Genomic DNA, 14,937 nt, shown 5'->3' on the forward strand with positions numbered 1-14,937 from the left:
GGCGACTCTACACCCATGGAAGGCTCCAGCCGGTGACCCCTGGCGCGGCCTCCCCGCCGCATGTCTGGCGGGAGACCGAGCATGTCACGGGAGCGTATCCAGGGCCGCGCCGTGGGTCAGGCCTTGCCCAGTGCCTGCTCCAGGCGGACGGCCTCCTGCCGCACGGGGTTCTCCTCGGACAGCGGCAGGGCCAGGACCTTCTTCACCTGCTCAAGAGCCCTGGCCTGCTGTCCCGACCGGGCGAGGGCCAGGGCGAGGTTGAGGTGGGGCTCGGGCTGCTTCGGATCGCGCCGGATGGCCTCCTCGAGCACCGTCACGGCACGGGGAAGGTGTTGGTCCTCCTGCTCGGAGGGCATGCGCAGCAGGAGTTGGCCCAGGTTGTTGGCGGCGCGCCAGCCGTCGGGTGCCAGACCCATGGCCGCCTCGTAGGCCGCCACCGCCTTGTCATACGCGGGGGGCTCCTCCGCCTCGTAGCAGGTGGCCTCCGCCATCTTGAGGGACTCGTTGGCCAGTCCCAGCGAGTCCATGGTGCGGCACAGGTGGAGGACCTGCTGGAACTGTCCGCGCGCCAGCATGAGCTGCGCCAGGTTCGCCTGGGCGTCCGGATCCCTGGGCCGCTGGGCCGCGAGCGCCGAGGCGGACTTGTAGGAGGTGTTCAGGTCCCTCAGCGCCATGGCCAGCACGGTGAGCGCCGCGAGCAGGCGAGGGTGGCGGGGGAGCGCCTTGAGCCCCTGCTCGAGAACGCGCCGCGCCTCCGTCAGCTCATCCCTCGACGCGAGCGCGTGGGACAGGCTGAGGTACGCGGGGACGAAGCGGGGCTGCTGGGCGACGACCTCTCGCAGGGTGGCGAGGCCCTCTTCGTCCTTGCCCGCCTCCAGCTGCACCTGCCCCAGCCGGTAGCGGAAGACGGCGTTGGTCGGGTCGAGCTGCGCGGCCTTGGTGAGGGCCTCCAGCGCCTGCGCCGCCTTGTCCTGCTTGATGAGCATCATCCCGCGGCCGAAGTGGGCCTCGGCGCGGCGGGAGTCCTGGGCGATCACCTGCTGATAGGCCTTGAGGGCCGCGTCGAGCTGACCCTTCTGGGCGGCCACGTTCGCGCGCACCAGCAGGGTGTCCGCCGTGGCGCCCTGGGCCTCGGCCTTGGCGACCAGCTCCTCGGCCTGGGGCAGTTTCCCCTCCAGCAGGGCCAGTTTGGCCAGGACGACCAGGGCGTCCCGGTTCGTCGGCTGGCGGGCGAGCACCTTCTTCGCTTCCGCCTGGGCCTGGGCCGTCTGACCCGCCGCGAGGAGCTTCTCGAGAGGATTCATGCCAGCGAGTGTCCCCCAGGGACCGGGGGCTGTCGAGCGCTGTCCCGGGGACGACTACCAGCCGCCTACGAGATCCTTGATGCCCTCGCCGACGTTCTTGATGCCCTCGCCCACGCTCTTCACGGCGTCGCCGACCTTGCTCACGTCCAGCTCGACGCCGAACTCCACGCTGGCGCCGATGCCCAGCGCGGCGCCCACGTCGAAGTTGGCGGCCAGCTTGCCGTCCTTCAGGCCCACGTTCGCCTCGAACTCGGCGCCGATGCCGGCGAAGGCCTCCGCGCCCACCGTGGCGGCAGCGGGACCCACCTCCTGCTTCACCTCGGCGCTGGCGCGGGCACCGGCGAAGGCATCGCCGCCCACCTGGGCCGCCACGTCGCCGTGGAGCGGATCCACCACCACCTGGCCCTGCACGCTGGCCTCGGCGCCCACGTTGCCCTCGGCCTGCCACGAGGTCCGGCCCACGGGGCTGTCGACGTGGCCCTCCACGGAGCCACGCACCAGGTCCGCCTTCGCCTCGGCGGAGCCCTGCGCGATGAGCTTGCCGTTGGCCGGGTCGACACTCACGGAGCCGTTGGCGCCCACGCCAGCGGTGAGGGCCTGGCCCTCCACCTTGTTGTAGAAGGAGCCGTCCTTGCTGCCCGCCTCGTGCTGGCCCGAGAAGGCCGTCCAGTCCTTGCTGACCCCACCGGAGGCGAGCTCCTGCTCGAAGCCGCTCGTCTCCAGGGTCTTCTGGATGGACGTCTGCTCGGCGCTGTTGGTGGCCGTGTTGCTGCGGGAGGTCCGCGTGCCGTCGAGCAGCGCCTGCTCGTGCGGCGTGAGCTTCTCGCCCTTCTCCTTCTTGGCCTTGGCGGCGTCGATCTCCGCCTGGCGCTTCGGGTCCGTGTCACGGCGGAAGTCGCGCTGGACCTCGCGGTACGCCTGGTTCCGCTCCGCACCCTGCTCGGCATGGCGAGTGGACACAGGACGGTGGCGGTTGAACTCAGCGGAACGCGAGATCGAGGTCATGGGGGGCTCCAGAAGGGATTCGAAGGGCGAGACGTGAAGAGGTTATCGGCGGGGCCCCGGGGAAGTTGCTTCCCACCGATTTTCGCGTGCATTTTCTTCCCGGACTTCACTTCGAGTCCTTCTCCAGAGCGCTGGGCGCGTAGCGCCCCGGGGCCAGGATGCCGGCCGGATCCAGGGCCCGCTTCAGCCGCCGGAGGATCGCGGGAGAATCATCCACCGTGGGCAGGGTATCTCCCTCCGCCTGGAGGCCGAGCCGGGTGGGGTAGTACCCGGCGGTGGACAGCTCGCGAGCCAGCGCCCGGTAGCAGGCCAGGGCGCGATCATCCTCTCCGCGTCCGTCCCGGTCGAAGGCGATGGCGATGACCAGGTAGAGACAGCGAGGGGAGTGGGCCAGCAGCGCCAGGTTGGGCTCGAAGCCGAACAGGCGGGGCACGCGATCCGCCATGCTCACGGCGCGTTGGGCCTCCTCGCCCGTGAAGGGGAGGGCCACCGAGCACCAGATGAAGCCACAGCGGTCCCGATCCGGGTGCGGCTCCTCCGGGCGCGGGGTGCGCTTGCGCCAGTACGCCATGGTCAGGTTGGCGTCCGTGGGGACTCCCTGGAAGGCGCTCTCGCCGTCCGGTGGCGGGGGCGAGAGGCGCAGCGGGCGCGGCAGTCCCTCCAGCGCGGCGGCCAGCCGCCGTTCCAGCACCGCGCCCATGTCCTCGTCCGGCGCGTGGAGGGCGCCGCTGATGGCCCAGCGGCCGAAGCCCTCGCGGAACTGCTCCAGGGCCCACGTGGGCAGCGGAGTGCGCCCACCCACCGCGGCATACGGGTACTGCCGCGACACGCTGAGCGCCTTGATGTCGTTCCAGAAGAAGAAGCTGCCGCGCAGCGTGCCATCGAGCGCGAGCGCCTGGAGCCGGTCCACCCGCTCCCAGAGCTGGGCGTCCTCGTCCACCGAGCAGAAGAACTCGCGGAGGTAGGGCTGCTTTCGCGCCAGCCAGAACGTCATGCGCGTCACCACGCCCAGCGAGGACTGGCTGAAGAGTCCATCGAGGGAAGGGCCCACGCCCCAACGGAAGACGGGAGCCGCGCGCGCGTTGGGAAAGCGCGCGTGCCCCGTCTCCAGCCGTTCGCCCGTGGGAAGCACCACCTCCAGGCCGCACACGTGCTGGAAGATGTCCGCGTGAGGCCCGCGCCCATCCCCCCGCTCGAGCGCGTTGCCCACCATGCTGGCGTCCGCCGAGCCTCCGATGGTGGTGATGAAGAGCCGGGAGCCCTGGGCCCTCAACCAGGCATGGGCCTGACGGAAGGTGACGCCGGGCTCGACGGTGAGGTACGCCAGCTTCTCGTCGTGGCCGAGGATGCGATTCATCCGGCCCAGCTCCATCAACACGCAGCCATCCCGAGGCGGCACGCGCGAGCCATAGCCCCAGTTGCGTCCGGCGCTCACCGGGTAGATGGGGACGCGGTGTTCCTGCGCGATGCGCAGACAGGCCTGGACCTCGGCGGTGCTCGCCGGACGGAGGATGGCCGGAATGCGCTGGGTGGTGGCGAAGGTCGCCGTCTCCGCGGCCGCGAGTGCCTCCGGCTCGGTGATCACGTGGGCCTCGCCCAGCGCGGAGCGCCACGCGGCCAGGGCGGTTTCCAGCGCGCTCATCGCCGACCTCCCCACGGGGGCTGGGAGGGGAACAGAGGAGGGGAGCACGGCTTCCGACGATGGACTGTCACGTGGCCCAGTATGCCAGACGCGGCGAGGGGGTCCGGTATGGAGGCAGGGGGGGAAATCCGGCTCGGAGGGCACCATGAGTACTCGAGTGGTCTTATTTCCTGGGGCCAGACGATCAGACTGCTCCCGCATCGTGCCTTGCTGCCGTTGTCCCTCGCCGCGCTGCTGGCCGCATGCGCCACCTCTTCACCCACACCGCGTACGTGGGAGGCCTCGGAGCGTGAGGACGTCATCGCTTGTGAAGATGCGGACGCCGACCGGTGCGTCGTGCTGGCCTGTGACGAGGGCGAGTGCGGCATCTTCGGTTGTGAGGACGTGGAACCAGAGGCTGGTGCGCATGCGCCGCTGAACCACGGTGCGGAACTGACGCGAGGTTATCGCCCTCCCTTCCGCAGCCCCGGCACCCAGCGCAACTGGAGGCGCGCGGGGCTCCACATCGTTGGCCCCATCATTCCGTACCCCTCTCCCATTCCCCCTTCTGGGCCCCAGCTGTTGTCTCCTTGATGCAACTGGGCCCTGGAGTCACGAGCGCATGAAGTTCTATCAACTTGAGCAAGACCCATCACCGCGCTACACGGGTTATCTGAACGCCGCGCATAAATGGGGGCTACCCGGTGTGGAGCCCTGCCCGTCCTGTAAGTGTGGGGGAGGGGGAGGAGTTGAATACCCCTGCGTGGATCTGTCGAGCTTGTCTCCGCACGAGTTGAAGAAGCTGTCCGACCCATGGCCCGTACCTCGCGAGGAGATCGAGCGACTGTGCGAGCTGGTACGACCGTTGGTTCCCCCTGGAACCTTGCTGGAGCCAGGAACAAGGTTCGGGCCGCTGGTGGGAACGGGGTTGGGCTTCTGTGCGCCGCGAGGCGTTCGAGCGGCTGCGGGAGGCAGGGATTCGAGGCCTTCAGGGATGCCCTACCCAGATACGTTTCCGCACCAAACACGCACCCGGGTTGCTCGAGATGCAGTTGGAGATGCAGGGCCAGTATCATCCCGACGGCCTGCCGCCGGACCGCAGACCCCCTGTCCCACTCCCCACGGAACTCGACCTCTTTCGCCTGAGGCAGGCGTGGATGCTCATCGTCGCCAGTGAGCGTTTCGTGGAAGCGGTCCAACGCCTGGAACTGGATGGAGTGCTCTTCCAGGAGCTGGAGGTCCGCTGAGCCGTGCCTCTGCTCAGTTCACCGTGAACTCGCGTGACGTGCCGCTGTAGGCGCGGATGAGTCCGTCCCAACCGGACTTCCAGTCACCGTCATGGCGGATGCGGTAGGTGCCCGGCGGGGTGTCCGCCGGAATCTTCCACTCGATGGTGACATGCGAGCACCCGAAGGTGGGCGCGCAGTTGTTGCGCTCCCAGCGGTACTTCGTCTCCCAATCCCAGTCGTTGGCCACCGTCACCCACGAGGTGCCCGACTTGCGCTGCACCTGCAGGTAGCTGCCCTGACGGCGGAGGTTGTTCTTCGGGTGGCCGCCCCAGAACTTCACGCTCACCGTCTCGCCCCGGAGGTAGGCGGCGCGTGCGTCCGTGACGACGCCACCGAAGCTCGTCATCAGCGGTTTGTCGTCGTACACCACGCCCGTCTGCACCGTCGTCTGGTTGTTGCGCAGGTCTCGCGGAGTGGAGCCCGGCGCCACGCTGGCGCCCGTGCGCATCGCGATGGCCAGCTTGTCCACCTCTTGATGCACCGCCGCGAGCTGCCATGGGCCGAAGTGGGTGGAGGCGCCCTCGTAGTCCTGCTTCGCGTACTCCTCGCGCGTGGTCAGGTAGCCGGCGTAGGCGTTGGACAGGCCGGCGATGATCACCTGGTCCACGCCCAGCGGAGAGAGTTGCGCGAGCACCTGCTTGCGTAGCCTTCGGCCGGACATGGTGGTGGGCTCGAAGGGCACCGCCACCAGCGCCACGTTGCCCAGCCTCACCACCTGGAGCGGCAATACCTCGGGCGTCCACGGGTAGGGTTGCATCGTGCCCATCTCGAGGACGATGGGCTTCTCTCCCTGACACGGGGTGGTGAAGAGGGTGCAGTTGAAGACCTTCCAGACGTCGTCGATGCTCTCGCAGGTGGCACCCTCGGAGCCGAAGCCCGGGCCGTCCTCGGCGCCCGCCAGCATGGAGTCACCGATGGCCGCCTCGCAGGTGGTGTGCGAGAGGCCGTCCGCGTACTGGGGCGCCACCTGCACCTCGTCCATCTCCACGTAGGCGTGCCGGTAGTCCACCCCTCCCGTCACCGTCGTCGAGGCGGTGTCGTAGAGCGCCCTGGCCAGGTCGAACTGCTTGCCGCCGGAGAGCTCCGTGCTCTCGAAGTCGTCGGCGCCGCCGCCGTTGGTTCCGCCGTGGATGTTGGGCGTCACGTCGCCCTCGTTGCTCTGCGCGAAGGCCGCCACGAAGGTGCGCTGCTCGGTGTAGCTCGTCCCCTTCAGCTTCTCGAAGAGGTAGGACGCATAGCCCTTGTTGTCGCCGCTGATGAGCAGGTTGTCGTTGCCCATGGACGTGCCATGCACGGCGAACCAGTTGATGAGGCCCACCTCGCGCCCGTCATCTCCTTGCAACCGCAGCAGCGTCATGTGCTTGTCGGTGTCGTGGTCGAACTGCGTCCGCTCGGTGGAGGGGTTGCGCAGGTAGGCCTCGGGGGAGCGGTTGATGCTCGCGTCGAGCAGGTCGCCCGAGGCGATGCGGATGCTGCCGGGCGCGAGGTTGTCATGGGCTCGGACGATGGACTGGTAGATGCCATCCACGATGGCGTCGAAGTTCTGCCGGTCGTAGCCGAGGGTGGTGAGGTTGTAGAGCGCGTAATGCGAGAAGCCCCCCGGGCCCGAGTGGGTATGCGTGGCGCTCAGCAACACGTTCTCGTCCGTGTAGAGGGTGCTGTACTTCGCGCGCAGCCGCTCCACCACCTGCTGCTTCACGCCCTGGAACACCTGGCCGAGGTCCGCGCTCACGAACACCGCGCGCTTTCCGTTGCAGGGCGAGGAGATGACGAACGCGCGCGAGCGCAGGCGCTGGTGGATGCCCGCCGTCTTCTGCTCCACCATGGCGTAGCCCATCATTCCCAGCTCGGCCGCCGGGCCGGTGATGTCATACAGGCCCGCGCCCAGCTGGAAGCTCTGGTTGGTCGAGCACGGATCGGCGAGCGCGGCGCTCCGGGTCGAGAGCGGGTCCTCCTTCTGGGGGTCCGGGGTCTCCGAGGTGCACGCGCCCAGGGTGAGCGCGAGCACCACGGCCGTCATCCATCGCGGCGAGGGGAAGAGATGTCGTTGCATGGGGGCTCCTGTGTCGGGATGCCGGAATTGTCCACCCGATGACGCCGCGGGTGCACTTCCATGGACCTCGAAGCGGTGCCGGACACCCTCGATTTCCAGGGACCGGGCTCCATGTTGGCCTCCCGGCGCGAGGTGCTTCGCTACGGGAACACCTTCGGCCCGCTGCTGGTGCAGCTGTCGCTGGAGCGGCCGCTGCCCGAGCTCACGCTCTCGAACCCGGACACCCAGGAGCGTCGGGGACAACGCGGTGCGGCTCATCTTCTCCACCCGGTTCTTCTATTGAGCGAGGGTCCGGCGGTGGACGCGGCAAATCGAATAAGGTGCCAATCCGTCCGTCTGGGAGCCCATCATGAACCGTTTCCTCGGCCCCGCCTCCTTTGGCTTGTCCGTCCTGGCACTCGTGGTCGCCCTCTGGGGCTCGCGCGGTGAGACGGTGGTCCCCCCTCCCTCGCCCGCCGAACGGCCTTCCGCCCCCTCTTCACGGGAGATGAAGGATCTCGAATTGAGGGTGAAGATCCTCGAGGACGCCTCGCTGAGCCTCTCCAAGCGGCTGATGCTGCTCGAGCAGCGGCCGGTGGTGTCCTCGGATGGCGGCGTGGTGGCCGTGGCCCCGTCCCTGGCCGCGGAGGTGGAGCAGCTCCGGTCGGAGGTGCGCGGCCTGGTGGCCGGCGAGGCGCTGAGCTCCGAGGGGGGGCGCCAGTACCTCAAGGAGATGGTGCGCTCGGTGCAGGACGACATGCGGACCGAGCAGCGGGAGCTCCGGCAGCAGCAGTTCCAGCAGGCCCAGGCGCGGGCTCAGACGGAGCGCGCCGAGCGCCTGCGCCAGTTCGTCTCGGACGCGCGGTTGAGCTACAGCCAGGAGCAGGAGCTCTCGCGCCGCCTGCAGAACGAGGACGCCCAGCGTCAGGCGCTCTTCGAGGGGATGCGGACCGGCAACCAGTCGCCGCGGGACATCCGGCAGGAGCTCCGCCAGTTGCGTGACCAGACGGACAAGGAGGTGAAGGCCGTCCTCGATGAGTCGCAGCAGGCGAAGTACGACGAGATGCGTCGCGAGGAGCGGCAGGGCGCGCGCGGGGGATGGGGACGGGGGCGGGGCGGCGGCCAGCCCTGAGGGCTGGTCAGGTGTGGCCCGAAGGCTGCTCCTCGGAGGGAAGCTGGATCGCCTCGACGCGGGAGAACGCATCGAGGATGGCACGGATGATGGCCGTCCTCCCGGTGAGGAAGGCGCTCACGTGTCCTCCCGACAGGTAGCGCAGCTCCGCTCCCCGCCAGTGCTGCAGCAGGCGCAGGGTCGCGGAGGAGGGGACGAAGCCATCCCGGCGCGCGGCCATGAGGATGGCGCGGCGCGGGTTGGACAGCGGTGGCAGCGCGGTGGTGGAGGCCGCGGAGAGGAGCTCGCCCAACCGCTGGCGCGCCGCCTCGGGGCCTCCGGTGGTGCGGCCCAGTGCCTCCCAGTCGGGGACGGCGGACAGCACGCCCTCGGTGAAGACGGGCGCCGACGAGGCGGCGGCGGCCAGGGGGATGACGGCCGCGGGCAGTGGGAACATCGCGGCGGCATAGGCGGCGATGCTGCCCCCCATGCTGTAGCCAGAGATGCCCACCTTGGGGTGGCCGCGCGCGAGCAGCCACCCGAGCAGCGCCGTCGCCTCCACCGCCGTGGCGCGGAACATGAGCAGCAGATCCACCACGGTGCGCACCGCCGCTCCCTTCTGGCCGGGCGGGCGGCGCGAGCCGTAGTAGGGATTCTCCAGCAGCAGCGCGCCCACCCCGTACCGGGCCAGCTCCCCCGCGATGAGGCGGCGCAGGCCGAAGCCCTCGTCACCGGAGGCGGCCAGGAAGACGCACACCGGAGGGCGCGGGCCCGCGTCGTGCGGCAGCAGCAACTGGAAGCGCGCCTCCCTGCAGGTTTCGGGCAATGACCCCACCGCGGCGGGGCTGGGGAAGCGTCCCTCCTGGACGAGCAGGTGCCCCTCGCGCCGGGGCTGGCTCATCGTCACCTCGGAGAGCTCGGGGAAGGCGAAGCCCTGGGGGCCTCGGGTGAGCTTCTCCAGGAGCACCTGGGAGCCCCACCCGTCCTCGAAGAAGCGGGGCTGGCGCGCCACCATGAACCTCGCGGCGAGCGCGTCCAACCAATGCATGCGATTCATCCTCTGACTCCCGGGGAAGGCCGCCCGGCATCCTCGCCGCGTCCGGGCGGCATTCCAACCGGAAGTGATGGAGCTACCGCACTACTGCTGCTCGCGAACGAAACCGTGCGCCGGCTCGGGGGCATCCGCCACCGACTCCGGGGTGTCCGCGGGGGGAACCGGCTTCTGGCCCAGGAACGCGGGCTGCTCGTTGGGGTCATACGTGGGACCCTGGGGCGCCGTGTCCTTGGAGAGCGCCGAGACGTTGGACGTCTGGGGCGCCGCGGCGGGCAGCGTCTTCTTCAGCGTGAGGGTGTCGCGCACGGTGCCGCCCGAGTCGATGAACTTCGTGGTCAGCGTGCCGCCGTCCACCACCACGTCCAGGTAGCCCACGTGGGTGTTGTTGCGGTAGGCCGTCCAGCTCGGCTGGGAGCCGGGGAAGGTGCGCAGGGTCGCGCCACCGCTGCCCACCACCAGGTACGGAATGCCGCGCGTGCCCGAGGCCGCCACCGCGTTACCCTTCATGGGCTTGGAGCGCTCGTAGTTGTGATCATGTCCGGTGAGGACCACGTCCACCCCGTACTGCTCGAGGATGGGCGCGAACTCGCGGCGCATGGCGGTGCTGGAGCCGTGCTCACCGCTCGACCAGAGGGGGTGGTGGAAGAAGACGATCTTCCAGGGCCGGGTCGTGGCGGCCAGGTCCTGGGCGAGCCACGTCTTCTCGAGGGACAGCGAGCAGTCCGGGAGCGTGTAGCCGAAGGGGCAGTTGGAGTCGAGCGAGACGAAGTGCACCGGACCCCAATCGAACGAGTAGTAGCGCTCGCTCTTCGACGGGTTGTTGGCCGGCAGGTAGAAGTTGTCCAGGTACGGCTGGCCCTTGTTGGTGACGTACTCGTGGTTGCCCGGCGAGGGGAAGAGGGGCACCTGGCGCAGCAGGGCCGCCATGGGCTTGAACATGTTGCTCTGGAACTCGGCGTCGGTGCCGGAGGAGTACGCGTTGTCGCCGAGCGTGAGGAGGAACTCGCCCGCGCGCGACGGCTGGCCGAGCAGCTTGAGCACCTGGGCCTGCAGCGAGCCGCCGGTGCCGAAGTCACCCATGGCGGTGAAGTGCACGCGCGTCGTCTCCGGGCCCGTGGCGGTCTGGAAGCGCCGCACGCCGGTGACGGAGCCGCACGCCTCGACCACGTAGCTGTACGTCCTGCCCGGGAGCAGGCCGCTCAGCTTCACCGCGTGCTGCCAGCCGGCCGCGGTGGCCGTGGCCGTGCGGGAGATGTCCGAGCCCTCGCCATAGCGGACGAAGGGCGTACAGGACACGCCGGTGCGGAAGGCCACCAACGCGCTGGTGGTGCCCACGCTCTGGAGGTACGGCTGGCGCGGCAGCGCCGGACCCGAGTCCGTGGTGGGCGGCGTGGGCACCGTGGTGTCCTCGCCACAGACGCGCGCCTCGGTGATGGAGGCCCAGTCATTCACGGTGTTGCCGTTGACGGTGACGCGCAGGTAGCGAGCCTTGCGCGTGCCGGTGAAGCGGTACGTCTGGGCCGCGGTCGTCAGCGCGCTGTCGGCCGCGTAGGCCTGGCTGTAGGTGGTGCCGTCCTCGGAGGTGGAGAGCGTGAAGTGGTTCTGACGCTGGTTGCCCTGGTGCCAGGCGATGGCCGCGCCAGCGAGCGTCTGCGAGGAGCCCAGGTCGAGCGTGAGCCACGCGCCCTTGCCGGGGCCGCTCCAACGCGTGCTCAGGTTGTCGTCCAGGGCGTTGGCGGCCACGCTGCCCGCGCCGTCGTCGCCGCTGGCGCTCGCGGTGGCGGTGGCGAGCACGCGGCAGTTGCTCACGGTGAGCGGAGCGTCGGTGCTGCCCACATCCCCCGCGGGGGGCGTGGGGGTATCGGTGGCGGGGACGTCCGTGGCGGGTGTGTCGGTCCGAGGGGCCTCGGCCACGGGAGGCTGCGCGGGAGGCGACGCGGGAGTGGGGGGGGAGGGTGCGTCACAAGCCGTGGTGAGCAGGACGCCCAGCAGACACGAGGATGAGAGCAGTCTGTTTCGATTACGCATCGTGGGGGCACCAACGGGAGAGCCCGGGAGCCATTCCTCGATGCACCCTGGCCTTGCCCTTGCCCGGACGCTGGCCTGTCAGGCTCCGCGCCTCCTGGACAGCCGGGCTCTAGAGCGCCTGGAGGAACGGGCGCAGGAAGTCATCCGCCTCGGCGGCGATGCGTCCGAGCGAGTCCACCAGCTCGTGCCCGTCATCCACCTCGACGAGGCGCACGTGGCGCTTGTCGCGTGCCCACTCGCGCGAATAGCGGATGTCCGTCGTCGTATCCCGCCGCCCGTGGATGAGGAGCGTGGGCACGCGCACGTCCGGCCAGCCGCCCGAGCGCGCCTCGATGGTGTCGAGGTCCTGGATGAGGCCGAAGTGCACGCGTGCCTCGCGCTTCTCCGCGTAGTCCTGCGTCTCCAACCAGCCCGTCTCCCGCCAGCGGCGCAGGCCCTCCTCGCCCACGGTGCGCCGCATCTGCTCCGAGGCACGCAGGGCCGGCGCCAGCAGCACCAGCGCGCACACCCGCGCGTCCTCCTCCGCCACGCGACAGGCCGTCAGCCCTCCCAGGCTGGAGCCGAAGACGATGGCCCTGTCCCGCTCGCCTCCAATGGCGTCGCGCACCGTGCGCATCATCGCGCCCAGGCTCAGGTACTCGAGCGAGGGCCGCCGCAGGTTCAGCCGCTCCAGGTGGATGCCCTGGCGCGCGTAGTGCTCGGCGAGCGCCACGCCCTTGGCGGACTGGGGCCCCGAGGCGAAGCCATGGAGGTAGAGCCAGCGAGGACCCGCGAGGGCCGGAGAGATACCGGGCGCGACGTTCATGGCGGCGCACTCTACCCTCGGGATTTCAGGAGACCCGTCGGGCGATGGAGACCGGGCTCCAGAAAGAGGATGAGGGCCCCGGGTTGGTGGGGAACCCGGGGCCCTCCAGCTCGCGTCGATTCCGACGGAGACTCGACTCTCGGTGCGGGGCTACAGCACCATCCGTGCCAATGGGCCAAGTGGCCGGACTTCCTGGCACAGCCCCGCCCGATTCGCGGACGGGTGGAACATGCTGGCGCGGTGCGTTTGTAAAATGAATATACACCGCGAGTTCCAATTCCCTGGATTTCCTGGGGGAATCGACCGTGTGAAGGCCTGTCCTGAAACAGGACGATTTCGTGGGAGGGTGACTCGAATCAGGACACCCCCCGGGCGTCCGGCGCCAGGGCACAGGTGAAGGTGGTATGCCCGGGCGCATGACGAATGCTCCCGTGGCGCTCATCACCGGCGGCTCGCGTGGCGTGGGCCGCGCCCTCTCCCTGCGGCTCGCGAAGGCCGGTTACGACATCGTCTCCACCTACCGGCGCGACGCCGAGGCCGCCGACGCGCTGTGCAAGGAGGTGGAAGCGCTCGGACGCCGCTGCCGCACCGTCATCGCGGATCAACTCGAGCCGGCCAGCCTCCATGCCGCTTTCGATGTGATCCAGCAGGAGTTCGGCGGGCTGGATGTCTTCGTGGCCAACGCCGCTTCCACGGCCTTCACTCCACTGATGCAGATGAAGCTCCACCAGATGGACAAGACGTTCAACGTCACGGTGAAGAGCTTCCTGCTGGCGGCCCAGCGCTCGGTGCCGCTGATGGAGGGCCGCAAGGGCCGCATCGTGGCGGTGTCCGGCATGGACTCGCGCATGCCGCTGCCCTTCCATGGCTTCCTCGGCGCGATGAAGGGCGCCATGGAGATATTGGTGAAGTACCTGGCCGCCGAGCTGGCCTCCTCCGGCATCCGCGTCAACGCCGTCAACCCGGGCTACATCGACACCGACTCCAGCCGCTTCTACATGGGCGATGCGTGGGCCGCGCTCGAGGCCCAGGTGAAGGACAGCGTGCCCGTGGGCTACGTGGCCAGCGCGGATGAGATCGCCAAGACGATCGAATGGCTGTGCTCCGAGGGCTCCTCGTACGTGAACGGCCAGACGCTGGTGGTGGATGGGGGCCTGGAGGTGAACTACGCCATGCAGTTCGCCAGCGCGCTCACCCAGTCCTCCAAGTGAAGTCCGTTGCTCCGCCCGTGTTCCGGGCCCCCGGTTCGCACGACTCCTCGGGTTGAGGTAGAAAAGGGCCACCCCATGACTACCCGCCTCCGCCTCTACCAGGTCGACGCTTTCTCCTCGCAGGTCTTCGGGGGCAACCCCGCCGCGGTCTGCCCGCTCGACGCCTGGCTGCCGGACGATGTGCTCCTGGCCATCGCGGCGGAGAACAACCTCTCCGAGACGGCCTTCGTGCTGCGCGATGAGATTCGCGGCTGGCAGATCCGCTGGTTCACCCCCGCGCAGGAGGTGGACCTGTGCGGTCATGCCACGCTGGCCGCGGCCTACATCCTCTTCACGCGCCTGGCGCCGGGGTTGGAGAAGGCGCAGTTCAACTCGCGCTCGGGGCCGCTGGTGGTGACGCAGCAGGAGGGCGAGTGGATGGAGATGGACTTCCCCGCTCGGCCGCCCGAGCCGTGCCCGGTGCCGGAGGGGCTGGTGGAGGCCCTGGGCGCCGAGCCGCGCGAGACGCTGCTGTCGCGTGACTTGCTGGCCGTCTTCGACAGCGAGGAGCAGGTGAGGGCGCTCAACCCCGACATGGCGAAGCTGGCCCAGCTGGACTTGTTCGCGGTGACGGCGACGGCGCGGGGCTCGGAGGCGGACTTCGTCTCGCGCTTCTTCGCGCCCCGGGTGGGCGTGCCGGAGGATCCGGTGACGGGCTCGGCGCACTGCACGCTGGTTCCCTACTGGGCGCAGAAGCTGGGCAAGAAGCAGCTGCTGGCGCACCAGGTGTCCGCGCGCGGCGGCGTGCTCCAGTGCGAGGACCGCGGCGAGCGCGTGGGCATCTCCGGACAGGCCGTGCTGTACCTCGAGGGCCACATCATCTTGTGAGGCTCCCTCTCGCTCTGGCTGGTGTTTCGCCCTTCAAGAACTCGAATCAAAAATGGACCAGAGTAGGCACGTAACCCCACCGTATTCGCGACGACACGCTTGTTGATGGAGGTTTGGACCGGCTGGTTGATGGGCATCAGCGAGGACGCACGGGCGCGCATCACACCATGAAGGCAATCTGCTCGTTGAGGTGCAGCATGAGACTCAGCAGCGGGGCCACCTGGGCCATGAGCCTGCCCGGTAGCGCCAGGGCCGCCACTATCCGCAACCCCTCGTGCCGCACCAGGGCACTCACCAGGGAGATGGAGCGGGTGCGTGTGCGCACCAGCGCCTCGCGCACCGCCAGCTGCGCCTTCATGTGCCTCCTGGCGTCCGAAGTGCGGTGCGCCGGCCGGTACGCTCCCAGCCTGCACGCCTCCGCCAGACTGCGAGCATCCCTCTAGTCTGTCTGACCCGACGGCTGCGCGTGGCGTACCCGTTGCGTCCGAACCCGCTGCTCCAACACCACCACGCCTCTCTCGCCCAGGATGCACACCTGGCTGTCCCGCTTGTGCACGTCGATGCCGATGTACTCCATCGCCCATTCCTCCCACTTCGGCGGTTACGTCCG

At 69.4% G+C, this 14,937-nt stretch carries 12 protein-coding genes and 2 pseudogenes; 5 read left to right on the top strand and 9 right to left on the bottom strand.

Features of this window, described 5'->3' with window-relative positions; translation table 11 throughout:
* Positions 1-116: 116 nt before the first annotated feature.
* The 3 genes from JQX13_RS22605 to JQX13_RS22615 all read right to left on the bottom strand — a co-directional run bounded on the left by JQX13_RS22605 (position 117) and on the right by JQX13_RS22615 (position 3,951).
* Entirely contained in the window at positions 117-1,304 is a 1,188-nt protein-coding gene (locus JQX13_RS22605; protein WP_203410994.1) for a tetratricopeptide repeat protein, read from the bottom strand.
* 54 nt (positions 1,305-1,358) lie between these two features.
* Entirely contained in the window at positions 1,359-2,309 is a 951-nt protein-coding gene (locus JQX13_RS22610) for a hypothetical protein (RefSeq protein ID WP_203410995.1), read from the bottom strand.
* A 106-nt stretch (positions 2,310-2,415) separates the two neighbouring features.
* Positions 2,416-3,951, bottom strand: a complete 1,536-nt coding sequence (locus JQX13_RS22615; RefSeq protein WP_203410996.1) for an FAD-binding oxidoreductase — start codon at positions 3,949-3,951, stop codon at positions 2,416-2,418.
* A 183-nt stretch (positions 3,952-4,134) separates the two neighbouring features.
* On the opposite strand from JQX13_RS22615, the pseudogene JQX13_RS56425 reads away from it, so the two are divergent.
* Positions 4,135-4,452 (top strand): annotated as a pseudogene (locus JQX13_RS56425) (DUF2380 domain-containing protein); the annotation flags it as partial.
* A 100-nt stretch (positions 4,453-4,552) separates the two neighbouring features.
* A pseudogene (sitI6, locus tag JQX13_RS22625) lies at positions 4,553-5,177 on the top strand (SitI6 family double-CXXCG motif immunity protein).
* A gap of 13 nt (positions 5,178-5,190) precedes the next feature.
* Here sitI6 and JQX13_RS22630 read toward each other — a convergent pair.
* The gene (locus JQX13_RS22630) at positions 5,191-7,272 is read right to left on the bottom strand and encodes a neutral/alkaline ceramidase (RefSeq protein WP_203410998.1); all 2,082 of its coding nucleotides are present in this window, start codon (positions 7,270-7,272) and stop codon (positions 5,191-5,193) included.
* Between the two features lie 349 nt (positions 7,273-7,621).
* On the opposite strand from JQX13_RS22630, the gene JQX13_RS22635 reads away from it, so the two are divergent.
* Positions 7,622-8,383: a hypothetical protein gene (locus JQX13_RS22635; protein WP_203410999.1), complete on the top strand. Its 762-nt coding sequence runs from the start codon at positions 7,622-7,624 to the stop codon at positions 8,381-8,383.
* 7 nt (positions 8,384-8,390) lie between these two features.
* Here JQX13_RS22635 and JQX13_RS22640 read toward each other — a convergent pair whose 3' ends face one another.
* The 3 genes from JQX13_RS22640 to JQX13_RS22650 all read right to left on the bottom strand — a co-directional run bounded on the left by JQX13_RS22640 (position 8,391) and on the right by JQX13_RS22650 (position 12,249).
* Entirely contained in the window at positions 8,391-9,419 is a 1,029-nt protein-coding gene (locus JQX13_RS22640; protein ID WP_203411000.1) for an alpha/beta hydrolase family protein, read from the bottom strand.
* A gap of 81 nt (positions 9,420-9,500) precedes the next feature.
* A complete protein-coding gene (locus JQX13_RS22645) occupies positions 9,501-11,444 on the bottom strand; it encodes a discoidin domain-containing protein (RefSeq protein WP_203411001.1) in 1,944 nt (647 codons plus the stop codon).
* 109 nt (positions 11,445-11,553) lie between these two features.
* A complete protein-coding gene (locus JQX13_RS22650; RefSeq protein WP_203411002.1) occupies positions 11,554-12,249 on the bottom strand; it encodes a YqiA/YcfP family alpha/beta fold hydrolase in 696 nt (231 codons plus the stop codon).
* Between the two features lie 416 nt (positions 12,250-12,665).
* On the opposite strand from JQX13_RS22650, the gene JQX13_RS22655 reads away from it, so the two are divergent.
* Together JQX13_RS22655 and JQX13_RS22660 are read left to right on the top strand one after the other, a co-directional pair.
* On the top strand, positions 12,666-13,460 hold the full coding sequence (locus JQX13_RS22655) for an SDR family NAD(P)-dependent oxidoreductase (protein WP_239015031.1): 795 nt from the start codon (positions 12,666-12,668) through the stop codon (positions 13,458-13,460).
* 75 nt (positions 13,461-13,535) lie between these two features.
* Positions 13,536-14,327: a PhzF family phenazine biosynthesis protein gene (locus tag JQX13_RS22660; protein WP_203411004.1), complete on the top strand. Its 792-nt coding sequence runs from the start codon at positions 13,536-13,538 to the stop codon at positions 14,325-14,327.
* Positions 14,328-14,487: 160 nt separating this feature from the next.
* Here the strand turns inward: JQX13_RS22660 and JQX13_RS22665 are convergent, their stop codons facing one another.
* Positions 14,488-14,685 carry a hypothetical protein gene (locus JQX13_RS22665; RefSeq protein ID WP_203411005.1) on the bottom strand — a complete coding sequence of 66 codons (198 nt, stop codon included), beginning with the start codon at positions 14,683-14,685 and terminating at the stop codon, positions 14,488-14,490.
* An 81-nt stretch (positions 14,686-14,766) separates the two neighbouring features.
* The gene (locus JQX13_RS22670) at positions 14,767-14,904 is read right to left on the bottom strand and encodes a hypothetical protein (protein ID WP_203411006.1); all 138 of its coding nucleotides are present in this window, start codon (positions 14,902-14,904) and stop codon (positions 14,767-14,769) included.
* Positions 14,905-14,937 lie beyond the last annotated feature (33 nt).

It is taken from the genome of Archangium violaceum (assembly GCF_016859125.1).
Taxonomy (GTDB): domain Bacteria; phylum Myxococcota; class Myxococcia; order Myxococcales; family Myxococcaceae; genus Archangium; species Archangium violaceum_A.